Annotated in this window: 12 protein-coding genes; 5 read left to right on the forward strand and 7 right to left on the reverse strand. The window is 72.8% G+C overall.

Annotated features, from left to right (window positions below):
- Positions 1-19: 19 nt before the first annotated feature.
- The 4 genes from C3492_RS28435 to C3492_RS28455 all read right to left on the reverse strand — a co-directional run bounded on the left by C3492_RS28435 (position 20) and on the right by C3492_RS28455 (position 7,524).
- On the reverse strand, positions 20-2,653 hold the full coding sequence (locus tag C3492_RS28435; RefSeq protein WP_103815567.1) for a SpoIIE family protein phosphatase: 2,634 nt from the start codon (positions 2,651-2,653) through the stop codon (positions 20-22).
- A gap of 574 nt (positions 2,654-3,227) precedes the next feature.
- Positions 3,228-5,186, reverse strand: coding sequence for a GMC family oxidoreductase (locus tag C3492_RS28440; protein WP_103815569.1), 1,959 nt, complete (start codon positions 5,184-5,186; stop codon positions 3,228-3,230).
- Positions 5,183-6,778, reverse strand: a complete 1,596-nt coding sequence (locus tag C3492_RS46085) for a hypothetical protein (protein ID WP_258055951.1) — start codon at positions 6,776-6,778, stop codon at positions 5,183-5,185. The genes C3492_RS28440 and C3492_RS46085 overlap by 4 nt, the downstream gene beginning before the upstream one ends.
- 29 nt (positions 6,779-6,807) lie before the next feature.
- Entirely contained in the window at positions 6,808-7,524 is a 717-nt protein-coding gene (locus tag C3492_RS28455) for a FadR/GntR family transcriptional regulator (protein ID WP_103815391.1), read from the reverse strand.
- A gap of 290 nt (positions 7,525-7,814) precedes the next feature.
- On the opposite strand from C3492_RS28455, the gene C3492_RS28460 reads away from it, so the two are divergent.
- Positions 7,815-8,915, forward strand: a complete 1,101-nt coding sequence (locus tag C3492_RS28460) for a PP2C family protein-serine/threonine phosphatase (protein WP_103815393.1) — start codon at positions 7,815-7,817, stop codon at positions 8,913-8,915.
- A gap of 33 nt (positions 8,916-8,948) precedes the next feature.
- Here the strand turns inward: C3492_RS28460 and C3492_RS28465 are convergent, their stop codons facing one another.
- The 3 genes from C3492_RS28465 to C3492_RS28475 all read right to left on the reverse strand — a co-directional run bounded on the left by C3492_RS28465 (position 8,949) and on the right by C3492_RS28475 (position 12,180).
- Positions 8,949-9,761, reverse strand: a complete 813-nt coding sequence (locus tag C3492_RS28465; RefSeq protein ID WP_103815571.1) for a maleylpyruvate isomerase family mycothiol-dependent enzyme — start codon at positions 9,759-9,761, stop codon at positions 8,949-8,951.
- A gap of 127 nt (positions 9,762-9,888) precedes the next feature.
- Positions 9,889-10,677, reverse strand: a complete 789-nt coding sequence (locus C3492_RS28470) for an SAM-dependent methyltransferase (RefSeq protein WP_103815395.1) — start codon at positions 10,675-10,677, stop codon at positions 9,889-9,891.
- 210 nt (positions 10,678-10,887) lie between these two features.
- Positions 10,888-12,180 carry a ThuA domain-containing protein gene (locus tag C3492_RS28475; protein ID WP_103815397.1) on the reverse strand — a complete coding sequence of 431 codons (1,293 nt, stop codon included), beginning with the start codon at positions 12,178-12,180 and terminating at the stop codon, positions 10,888-10,890.
- 271 nt (positions 12,181-12,451) lie between these two features.
- Here C3492_RS28475 and C3492_RS28480 point away from each other — a divergent pair, with 271 nt between their 5' ends.
- The 4 genes from C3492_RS28480 to C3492_RS28495 all read left to right on the forward strand — a co-directional run bounded on the left by C3492_RS28480 (position 12,452) and on the right by C3492_RS28495 (position 16,638).
- Positions 12,452-13,222 (forward strand): GNAT family N-acetyltransferase, encoded by a 771-nt coding sequence (locus C3492_RS28480; RefSeq protein WP_181140602.1) that lies wholly within the window; start codon positions 12,452-12,454, stop codon positions 13,220-13,222.
- A 367-nt stretch (positions 13,223-13,589) separates the two neighbouring features.
- A complete protein-coding gene (locus C3492_RS28485; protein WP_103815573.1) occupies positions 13,590-13,880 on the forward strand; it encodes a DUF6355 family natural product biosynthesis protein in 291 nt (96 codons plus the stop codon).
- Between the two features lie 322 nt (positions 13,881-14,202).
- Positions 14,203-15,456, forward strand: coding sequence for a CdaR family transcriptional regulator (locus tag C3492_RS28490; protein ID WP_103815400.1), 1,254 nt, complete (start codon positions 14,203-14,205; stop codon positions 15,454-15,456).
- A 312-nt stretch (positions 15,457-15,768) separates the two neighbouring features.
- The gene (locus tag C3492_RS28495; protein ID WP_258055930.1) at positions 15,769-16,638 is read left to right on the forward strand and encodes an alpha/beta fold hydrolase; all 870 of its coding nucleotides are present in this window, start codon (positions 15,769-15,771) and stop codon (positions 16,636-16,638) included.
- Positions 16,639-16,731: the final 93 nt, after the last annotated feature.

Genomic DNA, 16,731 nt, shown 5'->3' on the forward strand with positions numbered 1-16,731 from the left:
CCGGTGCCGGACCGGGACGTCAGATGCCCAGGACGTCAAGGAGGGCCGACGGGTCCGGTTCCGGGGCACCCTCCAGTCGCTGCTCCGCCCAGATGACCTTGCCCCTCGCCGCGTAGCGCGTACCCCACATGTCCGCGAACTGGGACACCAGGAACAGACCGCGGCCCCCTTCGTCGGTGCTGGCCGCGCGCCGCAGCCGCGGTGAGGTGTTGCTGCCGTCCGCCACCTCGCACACCAGGGTGCGGCCCAGCAGCAGCCGCACCCGTACCGGCGGAGCGCCGTAGCGGATCGCGTTGGTCAGCAGTTCGCTGAGGATCAGCTCCGTGCCGAACGCCGTCTCCTCCAGCCCCCAGTCGGCGAGCCGCCGGCTCACCTCGCCGCGAACCCGGGGCACGGCCTCCGCGTCGAAGGGGACGTCCCAGGTCGCGACGCACGCCGGGTCGAGCAGCCGGGTCCGGGCGACCAGCAGCGCCACGTCGTCACTGGGATGCCCGGGAAGCATCGTCTCCACGAGGGCGCGGCAGGTCTCCTCCGGTGTCCGGTCCGCGTCGGCGATGGCCGAGGACAGCAGCGCCAGGCCCTCGTCGACGTCCCGTCCACGGTTCTCGATCAGCCCGTCGGTGAACAGCACGAGACGGCTGCCCTCGGGCAGCTCCAGCTCCCCGGCCTCGAAGGGATGACCGCCCACTCCCAGAGGCGGCGACAGCGGGAGGTCGGGGAAGGACACCCTGCCCTGCGGATCCACCACGGCGGGTGCCAGGTGCCCGGCGCGGGAGAGGGTGCAGTGCCCGCCGACCGGGTCGTAGATGGCGTAGAGGCAGGTGGCACCGGTGAGCGGTACCTGGTCGTCGTCGGCGGCGGTCGCGCTCTGGGTGTCCAGCCGGGTCACCATCTCGTCCAGATGTCCGAGCAGTTCGTCCGGGGCCAGGTCCAGCGAGGAGAAGTTCAGCACGGCCGTGCGCAACCGCCCCATGGTGACCGCGGCCTGGAGCCCGTGTCCCACGATGTCCCCGACCACCAGCGCCACCCGGAAGCCGGGCAGCGGGATGACGTCGAACCAGTCGCCGCCCACGCCGGACTCCGCCGGCAGATAACGCGAGGCGATCTCCAGCGCGCCCTGGTCCGGCAGGCCCAGCGGCAGCAGGTTGCGTTGCAGGGTCACGGCGAGCGCGTGCTCACGGGAGTACCGGCGCGCATTGTCGATGGCGACGGCGGCGCGGGCCACCAGCTCCTCGGCCACGGCGACGTCCTCCTCCTCGAACCGGGGGGAGCCCGCACCACGCCAGAAGTCGACCATGCCGAGGACCACCCCACGCGCCCGGAGCGGCACCGTGATCAGCGAGTGGATGCCGTAGTCCAGTGCCCGCCGCGCTCCCTCGGGGTCCTGCGCCCGCCAGTCCCCGGCGGAGTGCAGGTCCGGGACCAGGACGGCCTTGCCCCGGCGCAGCGCCGCCGCCATCGGCGTGTCGGCCACCATCAACCGGATCACCTCGCCCACCGCCTGCAAGGGGTGTCCGCCCTGTGCGGCCCGCAGCGCGGTACGGCGCATCTCGCGGACCGCGCTCGTGGGCTCCTCACCGCGCAGCACGGAGTCGAGGAGTTCCACGGTGACGAAGTCGGCCATGCGGGGGACCGCCACCTCGGACAACTCCTCAGCCGTCCGCCGTACGTCGAGTGTGGTGCCGATCCGCACGCCCGCCTCGTACAGGAACGAGAGCCGGCTCCGTGCCACCTCGGCCTGCCCGGAGAGCGCCCTCAGCTCCGTGGTGTCACGGAAGGTGGCGACCAGTCCCTGGGCGCCGCCGTACGGGGCGGTGGGCCGGGTGTTCACCGCCAGCAGCCGGTCCCCGGCCGGGACGACCTCGTCGGACGCCGTCTCACCCGACAGCAGCAGCCGCGCCAGACCCGGCCCCAGCCCCAGCTCCCGCACATGCCGCTGGTCGGCGTCCCCGGGCAGGTCCAGCAGCCGGCGTGCCTCGTCGTTGGCCAGCACCACGCACCCGTCACCGCCGACGATCAGCACGCCCTCGCGCACCGCGTGCAGCACGGCGTCGTGGTGCTCGTACATCCGGGTCATCTCGGCCGGCCCGAGTCCGTGGGTCTGCCGCAGCAGCCGGCGGCTGACCAGCGCCGTGCCCCCGGTCGCCAGCAGCAGCGCCCCCGCCGCCATGCCGAGCAGCATCGGCAGCTGCTGGTTCAGCACCTGGCCGACGTTGCTGTACTTGATCCCGGCGGTGACCATGCCGACCACGCGCCTGCTGGAGTCCGTCACCGGTACGACCGCCCGCACGGCGTCGCCGGGCCGGCCGTGGAACGTCTCGGTGTACATCTCGCCCATGGCGGCCCGGCCGACGCCCTCGGCCTCCGTGCCGATCAGGGTGGGATCGGTGTCGGTGATCCGGACTCCGCGCCGGTCGAGGACACTGACGAAATCGACGCCGGACCCCTTCTGCACCTGCTCCGTCGCCGACTGCAACCGGGCCGCCGGGTCCGGCGACCGCAGCGCGCCCGCCGTTCCCGGTGCGTGCGCGAACGCCTCCGCCACGGCCAGGGAACGGTCCTCGGCGGTGCGCTGGGCGTCGTACCGGCCCTGCACCACCAGGGCTGCGGCTCCCGCCGCGACCAGCACCAGCATGATCAGCGCCTGTAGCACGAACACCTGCGCGGCGAGCGTGCGGACGCTCAGGGACGGCGAAAGACGGCGTCTGCGTGGCGGCCAGAGCCCGCGGCCACGGGCCGGGCCGGAAGACCCACGTGAGCCGGGCGGCGGCGCCGCGCCCGCCCATGGCCAGCGGGAACGTCCGCTCATCTCCCTTTTCTAGCACTGGGCCCGCGTGCTCGGCGACCGGTGTGCCCGCCGATGGGTGGGGGGCGGGCGCACGCGGTGTCGGGGTGGGCGGATGGCCGGGTCTGTGTGCCGGGGTGGCCGGGGCGGGCGCCCGGCCTGTGGGGTGGCCGCCGGGGGACGGGGGCCGGTGGGGCGGATGACTGGGTCTGTGTGTCGGGGTGGCCGGTACCGCGACCGGTGTGGTCGTCGATGGGTGCGGGTGGCGCGTGCCGAGCCGAGGTGAGCGGACGCCTGGCCTGTGGGGGGCCGAGGTGTGGGGGCTGGGCAGGGGGGTGTCACGGGCGGCGCGGGGATCGAGGGCCGGGGCGGCCCGTGCCCTGCCGGGTGTCGTCGGCCAGGCTCGCGGGCACCCCGGACCGGGCATCGGGCGCGCCTCCCGTCACCCGGCGCGTGTCACGAAACGCCGGGTCACGGCCAGGGCGGCGGCCATGATGCTCAGCTGAGGGTTCACCTTCGGACAGCTCGGCAGGACGGAACCGTCGGCGATCAGTACGCCGTGTACGCCGCGCAACCACCCCTCCGGGTCGGCCGGCGACCACTCGGGGTCGGCGCCTGCCGCCGCCGTACCGGTGGGGTGGAACGCGGAGAGGTGCAGGTGGCGCGCGCTGACTGTGTCGAGCACGGCCTCCAGCTCGGCAGGGGTGCGGGCGCGCGGGGCCCGGGGGACGCCCGTCAGCACCTCCTCGGCGCCGGCGGCGAACAGCAGACGCCCCATGGCCCGTTGGGCCCGCAGCAGCCGGCCGGCGTCACGCGCCGCGAGGCGGTAGCGCGGCAGTGGGCGGTCACGGCCGAGGACCCGGCCCGACGGGCGGTCGGCGATCATGGCGCCGAGCGTCGCCAGCCGGTCCGCCTGTTCGAGTTCCCGCCGCAGTTCCCGGCCGATCCCCGGCGGCACGAAGGAAGTCAGGCCCGCAGGCGCCGCGGTCGCCTCGATCAGGATGCCGTCGGCCCGCAGGTGCTCCACGCCGACGCTCTGCAGGACGCCCTGCCAGGCGGTGACCGGACGGCCGAAGCGGCCCGCGACGCTGATGGCGGGGTGCACGCTGAGGTTGCGGCCGAGCCGCGGGTGCCCGCCCAGGCCGGAGCGGCGCAGCAGCGGCGGGGTGTGGAGGGCCCCGGCGGCGACCACGACCAAGGGGCTGAGGATCTCCAGTTCGCTGCCGTCCGGACGGTGGGCGAGCACCCCGGCGGCCCGTGGACCGCCCGGCCCGTCGCGGTCGGTGAGGATTCGCCGTACCCGGGCGCCCGTCACGATGCGTGTGCCGGACGCGCACGCCTCGGGAAGCACGGACAGCTGGACGCTCTGCTTGGCGCCGGTGGGGCAGCCGACGACGCACTGGCAGGAGCCCCGGCAGCCGGGGGCGTTGCGCCGCAGGGGCGCGGCGGTCCAGCCGAGTTCCCGGGCCCCGGCCAGGGCGAGCCGGCCGTTGGCGCCGAGGACGTCCAGCGGCTGCGGTGCCACCCGCAGCAGGCGTTCGACCTCGTCCAGGCACGTGGAGAAGTCCTCGGCGGCGGCGAACCCGTACCGGCTGAGCCAGCGGGCGACCACGTGTTCCGGTGTCCGGTAGCACGTTCCCGAGTTGACGACGGTCGTACCGCCGACCGCACGGCCCACGGGCAGGACCAGCGGGGGACTCCCCACGGCTACGGTCGCGCCGCCGTCCCGGTACAGGCTCGTGAAGCGGTCGAGCGGCGCCCGACGGCCGAACGACGCGGTGGAGTGGTGCTCGCCCTCTTCGACGACGAGCACGCGCATCCCGGCAGCGGCGAGCGTCCGCGCGGCCATCGCGCCACCCGCCCCCGACCCCACGACGACCGCGTCGGCGGTGGACCGGGTGGGCCAGCCGGAGGAGTGCGTGCAGTCGAGCGGGGGATCGTCGGGCGGGGGCCCCGACGACGTGGTTGGCGAAGGGGTGGGGCCCCAGGGCGAGGACTCCAGAGGTGCGGCCTGCGAGGGCGTGCCGTCGAGCGGCTGATGCGCCGGTGCGGACACCGAGGGCGTCGGGTCGCGGTGCAGCATGCGTTCGGTGCCGGCGGCCAGCAGGAGCGGTACCTTGACCGCGTCCAGCAGCGGCAGCAGAGCCGGGTGCGCGGCGAGCGACGTCATGACGTGCTCTCGTTCCTCCGCGCCGAGTGCGGACAGCCGCCTGCCGGTGAGGGCGACGGCGTACGCGTCGATCGCCACGGCGGCGCCGCGCACGGCCGCGCGTGCCGGGGCCGGCATGACGTCGAGCAGGGCCGCGACGCGCCGGGGTACCGCCCTGGTCCACTCGGCCGTGCCGTCGTCGGCGAGAACCGCGGCCACGAGTCCCGTCAGGGCGGGGGGAGTCGTGCTCATCGGCCCCCGACCTCCGCGTGTGCGGTGCCCGACAGCCGCCATGCCGCCTCCGGCCGCCACCGGCCCCACCAGCGCTCCACGCGCACGTCCGCGTCCGCCCGCTCGCTGTTGTGGCACACGGCGGCGGTACCGTCCGGGTCGGTGTAGTCGAGGGCGAGCGTCCCGTCCGGCGGCTGGGTCACCGTCACCCGGATGCGCCGCAGGCCCGCACGGCCCTCGACCCGCCAGCGCGGCAGTCCGATGTCCGCGCGGAACCGGCCGATGCCCGCCCAGCCCACGGCGGTCCGCTCCACCCGCCGGGGCCAGGTGCGGCCGTTGCGGTACAGGCGGAGGAACACCAGAGGGGGCAGCCGGTCGAGCCCGCGCCGCGTCGACACGGCGGCGACGATCTCCAGGACGTCACCGCCCCCGAGGTCGGCGTGGAGCCAGGCCCAGCGGCGGGCGTTGCCGTGCCCGAAGATACGCGCGCTCGCGCCGGGAGCGTCCGTGAGCCGTAGCTCGCGGGTCCCGTGGCGGACGGTTCCCGTGTAGCGGGCACGGGTGGCGGGCAGCAGGTGCGTGGCCGGCAGCCAGGGACGCCGCCAGGACCAGCGCGGAAACGTGTGCAGCGGCGGACCCTGGAGCTCCTCGGTGAGCGCCCAGGTGAACGACCCCGCCGAACCGGTCAGCCGACCGGGCGCGACACCGACGCCCCCGGCGACGAAGCCGTCGGCCCGACCGGTCGCGGTGCCGGTCCGGTCGGGCCAGCCGTCGGTCGGGGTGTCGGTTTGGTCGGGCCAGCTGTCGGTCGGGGCGTCGGTCCGGTCGGTGCAGCCGTCGGTCGGGGTGCCGGTCCGGTCGGGCCAGCCGTCGGTCGGGGCGCCAGTCCGATCGGTCCAGCCGTCCGTCGCGGTGTCGGTCCGGGCGGTGGAGCCGTCGGTGTCGGTGCGGCCCCCGTGGCCGCCCTGCCGACCCGCCCAGGGCACCGGTCCGAACCGGGCGTGTTCCACCGGGCCCTCCTTGGGGAACACGGCGATCCAGCCGTGCGCGTAGGCGGGCGCGCCGTCGCGTGGGGCGACGAGTTCGTGGTGCAGCCAGACACCGGTGCCGGTCGCCGGATCGGTCAGGGTCGTGTACCAGACCTCCGTCCGCCCCGGCGTGCCGTCCCAGCGCGGCGCCAGATACCGGTCGGCGGCGGACCCGCCCGCCCGCGGGAACCGGAACCCGGCGAGGAAGGGCAGCAGACCGGTGGCGATCGGGAAGCGCAGGGTGCCCTCGCCGACGCGTGCGCCGTCCTCGTAGAGCGTGTACGGCAGGACGGTCATCGAGGACAGGGGACGCCTGAACGACACCGACTTCCAGCCGTCCAGCAGCAGCCGCCGGCCCTCCAGGTCGAAGCCGAGCCGGTAGCGGATCCGGCGGCGCGCCAGCAGCGAGATCTCCAACTCGCCCTCGGCCGAGGGGTCGTCGGCCCGTCCCGCTATCCGGAGGCGTCCCGTCAGCCGCGCCCGGGTCGTGCGGTGGGGCAGCACCAGGCTGTCCGCACGGGCCAGCAGGTCCAGCCGTACGGGGCGGTCGGCCGCGTCGCCGGCCAGGCGGACCCGGCCCAGCATCGTCTCCCGGAACACCGTTCCGCGCGGGGTCACGAGGCGTCCCCCCGGCGCCCGCCGGAGCGCGCGAGCCCTTCGAGCATGATGCGCTCCGTCGCCGACAGGTAGTGCCCGGCGGCGGTGCGTGCCGCGTCCGGGTCGCCGGCCGCCACCGCCTCGACGACCGGTGCCAGGCGGTCGTGCGCGGCCCGGGCGTCCTCGAACGGTCCGGCCAGCGCGGCGCGCACCGGCAGGTACGCGTTGAACAGGGTGTTGGTCAGCAGCACGTAGACGCGGTTGCCCGTGGCCCGGGCCAGCGCCCGGTGCACCTCGGCGTCCGCGAGCTGCGCCGGGTCGCCGCCGTCCGCTTCGGCGACGGCCGCCAGCAGCCGGCGCAGTGCGGCGGTGTCGGCCGCCGTGGCGCGGGCCGCGGCGCGTTCGGCGATCAACGCACCGATGCTGCGGCGTACCTCGAAGATCTCACCGATCCAGTCGGGGCTGTGGCGCACGAGCATGGGCAGCAGATCGGCTCCGCCCAGGCGCAGGAAGTCCCGTACGCGCGTCCCCACCCCGTGGCGAGTCTCCAGCAGCCCGGACTGCACCAGCCGGCCGAAGGCGTGTTTGAGGGTGGTGCGGGTGACCCCGAACCCGTCGGCCAGCTCGCGTTCCGGCGGCAGATAGCTCCCGGCCGGGTGACGCCCGGCGAGGATGTCCTCGCGCAGCTTCCTCTCCAGTACGTCGACGATCGTCTCGCGTGGCAGTGCTTCCACTCCGGCCTCCGGCAACACAGGGGTTCCGCGGTGAGATGTTCACTGGTTCAGTGGCTGAGCCACTGAACCAGTGCGCGCCCATGGAGTCAATGCCCGTGCCGGAACATGCCGTTGAGTGGAGCAATCACGGCGCGTCGCGGGCCCGCGCACCAGGCTGGACGTCTTGTCGAGTTCCTGTGACAGGAGTCCGTGTGCGAAGACCACGTATGCCGAAGCCTGGACATACCGGTCGGGAGGTGCCGGAGGACGGAGCCGGTGCGCGGACGCAGTTGTCGGCCCCTCCGGCATGGATGCGATGGCTACCGGTCCTGTACGTCGCGGCCCTTCTGCTGCTGGAACCCGCGACGCCCGTGGAGTGGCCGGTGAGCTTCGTGCTGATCGCCCTGCCGCTCGTGGCCGCCTTCGCCCACGGCCCGGTCGCCGTCGGCGGCGCCACCGTGTTCGCCGCCGTCCTGGAAGGGGTGCTGGCCGGTACCCCGTGCTGCGCGGGCCGCGAGGTCGGCTACCTGTGGGACCGCCACTATGTGGCCTCCTACATCTGCACCGGCCTGGTCGGCGTCCTCGGCATGATCCTGGCGGCACACCGAGTCCGCCGCGAGCGCACGCTGGCCGACGTACGCTTCGTGGCCGACATCGCCCAGCGGGTCCTGCTCCGACCGGTTCCGCACCGGATCGGCAGCCTCCACCTGGAGAGCCTCTACCGGTCCGCCGCCGCGGAGGCACGCATCGGCGGCGACCTGTACGAGGCCGTCCCCACCCGGTACGGCGTCCGGCTGCTCATCGGCGACGTCCGGGGCAAGGGGCTGCTCGCGGTGGAGACCGCCGCGGCCCTGCTCGGCGCGTTCCGCGAGGCGGCGCACGACGAACCCGCGCTGCCCGCCCTGGCCGACCGGGTGGAGACGAGCATGAACCGCAGGGCCGTGCTGCTGGGCGGTGGTGAGGTGGGCGAACGGTTCGTCACCGCGGTCTTCGCCGAGATCCCCCTCGGGGAGCCGCTGATCCGCGTCGTCAACTGCGGCCATCCACCCCCGGTCCGCATCCGCTCCGGCGAGGTGTGCGAACTCGACAGGGGGCGGTCGGCGCCGCCGCTGAACCTGGGGATGCTGCTGGGGGAGCCGTACCACGTGGACGCCTACTCCTTCCGGCCCGGTGACCAGCTCCTGCTGTACACGGACGGCATCACGGAGACGCGTGACGCGGCCGGCTCCTTCTACCCCCTGCTCCAGCGCCTGCGTTCCTGGAGCTCCCTGCCGCCCCGGGAGCTCCTGGAACGGCTCCACCAGGACCTGCTGGACTACAGCGGCGACCGTCTGCAGGACGACATCGCGGCGCTCGCCGTCCGCCTCCCGGCCGACCAGCCGTCCGTGCCGGTCGCGCCACCGCCCGGCTGAGCACGGTGCGCGGCGCCCCGGGCCGCCACCGGATCAGAAGGCCGTGTGCGCGAACCAGCGATCGAGGACCGTGCGGTCTCCCGAGACGTCGAAGACGGGCTCCTGGTACGACCGCCGCCCGTACAGCAGCAGCAGAAGATCCGCCGCCTCCCCGCGCACCGTCACCGTCTCCGGCTCGGACCCGGCGTCCCCACCGGCCGGCGGCAGCAGCCGGAAGCCGTCCGCGTCGAGCCGTACCCGCCACTGCTCACCGGCCGCGCCACCGGGGCCCGTGCGGAGGAACGCGACGATCTCGCCGTCGCCGCGCAGCTTCGTCACACCGGGAGCGAAGAGCCCCGCGTAGGGCAGGTTGACGAGGAACTCGTCCACGCCGTCCGCCGCCAGTACGGGGTCGAGGTCCGGCTCCCGGCCGACGGCGCGCTCCGCGTCCACCCGGTGCACCAGCGTCTCGCAGAGCATCCGGCGGGCCCAGAACCGGGCGTGCCGGTCCTCGCCCCAGGCCCACATCGCCGCGTCCGGATCCGTGTCCCGCAGTACGGCCGCCACCCCGGGCACCCCGGCCGCCACCCAGTCGGCGTAGTCCCGGGGGTCGTCCGGCAACCCCAGTTCCACCTCACGGCTGCGCGGAGGCTCCTGCACGCGCTGGGTCAGCAGCGTGCCGAACCAGCGCTGCAACGTCCCCACGTGCCGGGCGAGATCGGCCAGCGTCCAGTCGGGACAGGAGGGGACGGCGCTCGCCGGGTCGGCGCCCCGCACCGCCTCGGCGAACCGGCGGGTCTCCCGCTCGATCGCCTCACGGTAGGTGTCGTACGGCAGGGGATGCCCCGCCCCACTCGTCGTTGCCATCTGCTGCCGCCGTTCTGCCCTGGCACGGATGCCGGCCTTCTCGTCGCGATCAGTGTGGAGGCTGGAGCCCACTCGAAGGCAAATCGACGCGGTGGGGCGGCGCACCGCCGCCCCACCCGTACCGCGGTCAGGGAACGCGGGCCACCGCCGCGTAGATCCCGCTCCCCTCCGGCACCGTGTCCGTACCCGGCACGCCCCACTCCGTGGCGGTCACCAGGCCGGGCGGCACGAGGTCCAGGCCGTCGAAGAAGCGCTCCACCTCCGGGCGCGACCGGAAACCGAGCTTGATGCCGCCCTTGGCGTACTCGGCCGTGACCTGCGCGGCGAGTTCCGGATAGAGGTCGGACGCGGCGTGCGACAGCACCAGGTGACTGCCCGGCGGCAGCGTGGCGACCAGGTTCCGGACGATTCCGTGGGCGTCCTGCTCGTCGGTGACGAAGTGCATCAGCGCGATCAGCGACAGCGCGATCGGCCGGTCGAAGTCCAGGATCCGGCGGGCGTGACGGACGATGGAGTCCGGCTCCCGCACATCGGCCTGGATGTAGTCGGTGACGCCTTCGTCGCTGCTGATCAGCAGCGCCTCGGCGTGGCGCAGGACGATCGGGTCGTTGTCGGTGTAGACGACCTTCGCCGTCGGCACGATCTCCTGGACGATCTGGTGGAGATTGGGCTGGGTGGGGATGCCCGTACCGATGTCCAGGAACTGGTCGATCCCCTGCCGGGCGAGCCAGGCGGCGGCCCGGTGCATGAACTGACGGTTCTGTCGTGCCGCGTCCCGCGCCTCGGCCGGCAGCCGCTCTCCCACGGCCTCGTCGACCGGGTAGTTGTCCTTGCCGCCCAACAGCCAGTCGTAGACCCGCGCGGGATGCGCCTTGCTGGTGTCGATCTCCAGGGGCGGCGGTGAGTCGGTCGTCATAGCAGCTCCGTTGCGCGGGTGAGCGGTTCAGGCCATGTGTTCGATCATCCTACTCGCGCTGCGCAGGTGCCTCGCGCCGCGCGGAGAAGGGGAGTTGAAGCGGAGCCGAGCCCGACCTCCGGCCCCGCCGCTGCACCGAACCGCAGAACCTCCGCTCACCGGGGCCAGGTCATCGACACGGCCCCGGTGGCGGGACCGGGGGCCGAGCGATCAGGGCTGGGCGGCCAGTTGGAAGCTCTGGGCGGTGGACCCGTCACATGTCCGCTGGGTGAGCTGGACGCTGTCGGCGGCCGTGCCGGACGCGGTCAGGCACTTTCCGCTGTGCCGGGCGGTGAAGTGGTACCGCCCGGCGGCCTCTTTCACCGGCAGCCACTGCTGGTTGGTGCCACCACCGTAGGACCACAGCTGCAAGGGCGCGTTGTCCGCTGTGGAACGGTCGACGACATCGATGACCTGCTGCGGATTGCCGCGGGCGGCGATGCGCATGTAGCCGCTGTCGGTGGAGCGGAACTGGAACTGCTGTGCCGTGGTGGAGTTGCAGGTGTACTGCTGGACGACGGTCCCGTTGGCCGTGCCGGCGGCACGGGCGTCGACACACGTTCCGTTCCCGGCGTTGCGCAGCGTGTACCAGGCGGTCTCGGAGATGCCGTCCGTGGGCGGCTGGGACGACGCCGCTCCGCCCAGCCACTTCAGCCCGTCCAGGAGGAACTGGTTCTGCGTGGCGCTGGCGAAGGTGGACGACAGGGCCGTGTCGGTGTCGTAGTTCATCGCGTTGTGGCCGAAGTTCGCGTACAGCATCTTGTACTTGGTGTTCGTCCACAGGATCGGGTAGTACCCGCTGTACCACGTCTGGTTGGGGTCGGTGCCGAGCGGGAAGCTGCTGGGGTCGACGGAGGCCAGGATCTTGATGTCGGGATTCTGGCGCAGGTCGTTGGACCAGCTGTACCACTCGCTCACCGACGAGGTGAAGGTGGCGGGCAGGTTCCGGGTCGAGGGGTGCGTACGGTCCTCCACGCGCAGGACGGCCGTGGTCGGTCCCCAGGTGTTCGAGCGGAAGTTCCCGCTGCCCAGGAACTGGTTGTGGTACCACGGCCAGCTCTGCGCATCGGTGGTGAAGGCCGAGACGTGGAAGCCCATCCAGGCGCCGCCGCCGCGCATGTACTGCTCGAAGCCCGCTCGTTGGGCGGCCGACTGGGGCAGGTCGTCGAGGAAGAGGACCACCTGGTAGTTGTTGACACCGCCGTTCGCGAGGAGGTCCCAGTTGTTGCTGGCGGTGTAGGTGAAGCCGTTCGCGGCTGCCTGCTGGGGGAACCACTGGTTGGCTTCGCGGACGAAGCTGATGTGTGCCGCGTCCCATGTGCCGTTGTACAGCGCCAGTACGCGGAACGGCTCGGCGGCCGCCGCGGCCCGCGCGGGTGGCTGCGCTGTCAGGCTGACCAGCGCCGCGAGGAGAAAGGCCAGCCACATGGGGATGCGTGCCGCGCCGGATCTCACCTGTTGCATCCGATGCTCCCTTCTCGGCCGGGCCCGGGAGGGGGGCCAGGCATGAACGAAGGCGTTCATGAACGTGAGTGCTGGTCGTATGCGTAGATGCTGCTGGCCGGTGAACCTAAAGGTCTGGACCAGACCCGTCAAGAGTCGATGACAAGAAACTCCCCGGCCGGCCTGGTGCGTTGAGCACTTGTAGCCAACGGGACTGGGTAGGCTGCGACAACTCCACCCGCCAGGAGGCGAAGTGACGGATCGTAAGGATCGTGCGGAGTCGGTCGAATCGATGGAGCAGCTCGCCGTGGTCTGGCGCGCCATGGTGCTCGACCGTGACCCGGACGCCGATGTGCGGGACCTCCCGGGTATCGCCGTCCGCTGGGCCGACTGCCGGTTCCCCTTCTGGAACTGCGTCACCTTGACGGAGGCCGACGCGGACACGGCGCTGGTCGAGGAACGCCTGGGCCAGGCGGCGGACATCATGCGGGCGAAGCGGCACCCGGGGTTCCTGTGGCTCTTCGAGGACCTCCTCGACGACGAGGTGCGTGCGGGCGTACGGACCGCGGCCGAGGAGGCGGGCCTTGAGTACGCCTTCCCCGGCACCGGAATGGCCGGCGACCTCCTCCCCGTCCCCGAACCGTCCCACCCGGACCTGACGTTCGTGCGCGTGACCACCGAGGAAGACCTGCGGGCGTACGCGGACCTGAACTCACGGGCCTACGGCTTCCCGCTGGAGGACGGTCGCGACGGACTCCTCGGCTCGGTGCTGTGGAAGAACCAGGTGCATGCCTACCTGGGGTTGCGGGACGGCGTCCCGGTGGCATGCGCCGGAACCGTCGAGGCGGAGGGCCGCCTGTTCGTCGTGCTGGTCGCCACCTCGCCGGACTGGCAGCGCAGGGGCTACGGGGAGGCGGTGACGCGCAAGGCCCTGTACGAGGGAGCCCGGGCCACCGGCCTGACCCGCGCCACACTGCACGCGACCGCGGCGGGAGCGCCCGTGTATCCCCGCATCGGCTTCAAGCCGAACTCGCCGATCCACTTCTACACGCTGAAGCAGTGACCGCCCTCCCCCCCGGCCGGGCGGTTGCGGTCCAGTGAGGTCACGTACGTCGCCGGCAGCGGAGCGCGATGTGCGCCGCGCTCGTCCCAGGGGCCGGTCCGCCGGCCGCGGCCGAACCCTGGCCGGCCGACGACCCGCGGCGGGAGGAGAGGGGCCACGTCTTCCGTCGGCCCGGGGGAGAACCGGGCGCGCGTCCGGATCCGTGACCCGGATGGCGTACCGAGGAAATGATTCGGCGGGTGACATCGGGAGGCAGGAGGCGTAACGGGCCCCCGCGGTCCGTGAGCATGGGCGCGTGCCCGACCGGGCGGCCCCGCCGCCCCGGCGGTACGGCTTGTTCGCTCCCGCATCCCACAAGGAGTTCGTCGTGCGTGTCCGTCGTCAGCTCACCAGTGCCCTCGGTTCCTTCGCCCTCGCGTTCGCCTTCCTCGGCGCCGGCACCGCCACCGCGACCCCGGCGGCCGCCGATCCGTGCGGCTTCTACGAGACCGGCTCCGACGCCTACTACAACCACTGCACCTCCGACGGCTCCCATGTGGTGATCAAGGTCGAGGTGGCCTTGGCGCCCGACTACGAGCGCTGCGTCGCCCCGGGCAGGACCTGGCTGGGCTCCGCCACCAAGATCCAGGGCGCCCACTACGTCGGCCGCACCTGCTGACCCCGGCGCGTCACTCCGGCCCAGTGTTCTCCGAGTGCACCGGAGATTTCCCGTGAGTGCACTCTTGCGCGGGTGCCGCCTGACCTGCCAGAGCAAGGACGGCAGCCCTTTTGTGCGCTCGGGGACCCGGGGCGGTGCGCTGTGAGGCAAACAACCGGCGTTTCCCCGCCCCGGCGGGGCCGCCGACGCCTCCCCACCCGTCCCTGCCGCGCCCACCGGGCAGCTCCCGCGGCCTCCGGCAAGGTCTTCCGCACCTTGTTGAACATTTGAACCTCCCCTTTCACGGCTTGTAGAAAGGCCCGGTCAGAGGGAGGGAGACGCCATGGCGGAGCGACGACTGCGAGTCCGGGTGGGCAGCGACGCGCTGCAGGAACTGATCGAGGAACTCGCCGAACGGCTGCAGCGGTCCGTGGTCGTCGACGACCCCCTGGTACGGCTGATCTGCTCCAGCCAGCACTTCGGCGACGAGGACCCGGTCCGCATACGCAGCTTGCTGCGCGGCCGGGCCGACGACGTCGCCATCCGGTACGTCCTCGACCAGGGCGTGGCCCGCTGGACCCAGCCGGGGTTCATCCCGGCCTGCGACGACCTCGGGCTGCTCACCCGCTACTGCGTTCCGCTGCGCGAGCGCGGCGAACTGCTCGGCCTGCTGATGGTCGTCGCACCGGAGGGAACGCTCACCCGCGAGGAGACCGACCGTGTCGCGCAGGCGGTGCCCGCGATCAGCGCCCAGCTCCGCGCGGACCAACTGGCCGCCTCCGCCGACGAGGTGGACCTGCAGGAGACACTGGACTCCCTCTTCGGCACCGGTGAGACGGCCCGCGCCGCGGCGCGTCGGCAGATCCTGGACGGCGGCGTCCTGCCCGACGCCCCGCACGCGGTGGTGAGCGTCGTCCAGGTCTCCCGCTCGGTGGAGCCGCCGGGACAGGTGGAGATCGCGCTGCGCGCGTCCCTGGAGAAGTTCCTGCGCACTCGCTCGGCGGACGGCGTCATGGCCGCCACGCCGGACGGCGCGGTCCTCCTCCAGGTCTCGGCCCGGCCGTTGACGGCACAGGAACTGGGGGAACAGGCCACGGCCGTCCGGGAGGCCCTCGCCGCCTACCTGGAAGCCTCGGCCGCCCCCGTGCTCGGCATCGGCGGCACCCACGACGGCCTCGCCGACGCCTGGACCTCGCACGCGCAGGCGCGGGTCGCGGCCCGTGCCGCGCGCCGCCTGCCCCACCTCAAGGGCGTCGGCGCATGGGAGTCGCTGGGCGAACTCGCCGTACTCCTCCAAGTACCGGACCACGCCCTCACCCCGTCACTGCTGCCCACACCGCTGCGCCGGCTGCTGGACAGCCCCGGCGGCCAGCGCCTGGAGGAGACGCTGCGGTGCTTCCTCGAACACGCCGGATCGATCCCGCGCACGGCCGAGGCCCTGCAGATCCACCGCACCTCGCTGTACTACCGGCTGCGTCAGATCCAGGAGATCACCGGCCTCGACCTGGACAGCGGCGGTGACCGACTGGTCCTGCACCTGGGCCTGCGCGCCCTTGAACTGCTCCAGGCGCAGAGCGACGTCCAGCCCGCCGTCTGACCGGGGCGCCGCCCGGTGCGCGAGAGCGCGGGGCGGCACCGGTGCCGGGCGGAACCGCCCGCCCTACAGAGTGACGAAATACGCGCCGGCCGATCACTACGCGGCGCCGGGGTGTTGTACCAGCCCCCTACAGAATGACGAAGATTTCGCCGGCCGATCACTACGGAGCGCGGTGGTGCGCGCGGTGTCGGGTGGCACAGAATTCCGTATGCGGGAGCCGTGCCGAGGCCCGGTCCGTGAAACAGATCCGTAACTCGCCGCCGCGGAGCACGCCGTGGCGGTGGAGTTCGAGAAGGAGTCGACGTGGGGGCCGTGAACCAGCTGACGACCAGCGACGGAGTGCGCCTGGTGTACCGGGACAGCGGGGGAGAGGGATTCCCTCTGGTCAAGCTGCACGGCTGGGGCCAGACGCAGGAGATGTTCCGTCATCAGGTCCGGGGACTTTCCCCCGCGCACCGTGTCATCACCCTGGATTTCCGGGGACACGGGGTGTCCGACAAGCCGTACCACGGTTATCGCATCGCTCGTTTCGCCGCCGATGTGCTGGAGCTCGTCGACCACTTGGGGCTCGACCGGTTCGACGCCCTGGGCTGGTCGATGGGGGCCTCGGTGTGGTGGAGCTTCGTCGACCAGTACGGCACCGGTCGTATCCGGCGCTTCGTCGCCGTGGACCAGCCCGCGGCCGTCGCCGCGGTGCCGTGGATGTCGGTCGAGGAGCAACGGCAGTCGGGTGCCATCTTCGATGTGGCCGGTCTGGTCGCGCTCGGCGCGGAGCTTGCCGGTCCGGGTGGTGAACAGGCGCGGTACGAGTTCGTCCGCGGCATGTTCTCCGGCGACCCCGACCCCGCGATCCTCTCCTTCGTGGCCGAGCAGATCAGGGCCACCCCCGCGCACGCGGGGGTGCCGCTGCTCTTCGACCACTGTGCCCAGGACTGGCGGGACGTGCTGCCCCGTGTCGATGTGCCGACGCTGGTCATCGGATGCGACGGCAGCCATGTCCACCCGCGGTCGCAGCAGTTCGTCGCCCAGCGGATCCCAAGCGCGCGGCTCCATGTCTTCCCCACCACGGTGGCCAACTCGCACTTTCCCTTCCTGGAGAATCCGCCGGCCTTCAACGACGTCGTCGGCGCATTCCTCTCCGAGCAGCCGGATCCGGTGGATCACACCGACGTGAACGTCTGAGTCCGGATTTCTCTCTGAAGAACTGAACATGAAAAGAAAACGACGGGAGACCGATGTGACCCGGTCGATCACCCCTGCCATGCCCGAAACCCC

The sequence above is a fragment of the Streptomyces sp. Ru62 genome (assembly GCF_002920615.1).
Taxonomy (GTDB): Bacteria; Actinomycetota; Actinomycetes; order Streptomycetales; family Streptomycetaceae; genus Streptomyces.

Coding starts and splice junctions, on each gene's coding strand:
- C3492_RS28440 (WP_103815569.1), bottom strand. CDS start 5,186: ATGAGCACGACTCCCCCCGCCCTGACGGGACTCGTGGCCGCGGTTCTC.
- C3492_RS46085 (WP_258055951.1), bottom strand. CDS start 6,778: ATGCTGGGCCGGGTCCGCCTGGCCGGCGACGCGGCCGACCGCCCCGTA.
- C3492_RS28460 (WP_103815393.1), top strand. CDS start 7,815: ATGCGATGGCTACCGGTCCTGTACGTCGCGGCCCTTCTGCTGCTGGAA.
- C3492_RS28465 (WP_103815571.1), bottom strand. CDS start 9,761: ATGGCAACGACGAGTGGGGCGGGGCATCCCCTGCCGTACGACACCTAC.
- C3492_RS28470 (WP_103815395.1), bottom strand. CDS start 10,677: ATGACGACCGACTCACCGCCGCCCCTGGAGATCGACACCAGCAAGGCG.
- C3492_RS28475 (WP_103815397.1), bottom strand. CDS start 12,180: ATGCAACAGGTGAGATCCGGCGCGGCACGCATCCCCATGTGGCTGGCC.
- C3492_RS28480 (WP_181140602.1), top strand. CDS start 12,452: ATGGAGCAGCTCGCCGTGGTCTGGCGCGCCATGGTGCTCGACCGTGAC.
- C3492_RS28490 (WP_103815400.1), top strand. CDS start 14,203: ATGGCGGAGCGACGACTGCGAGTCCGGGTGGGCAGCGACGCGCTGCAG.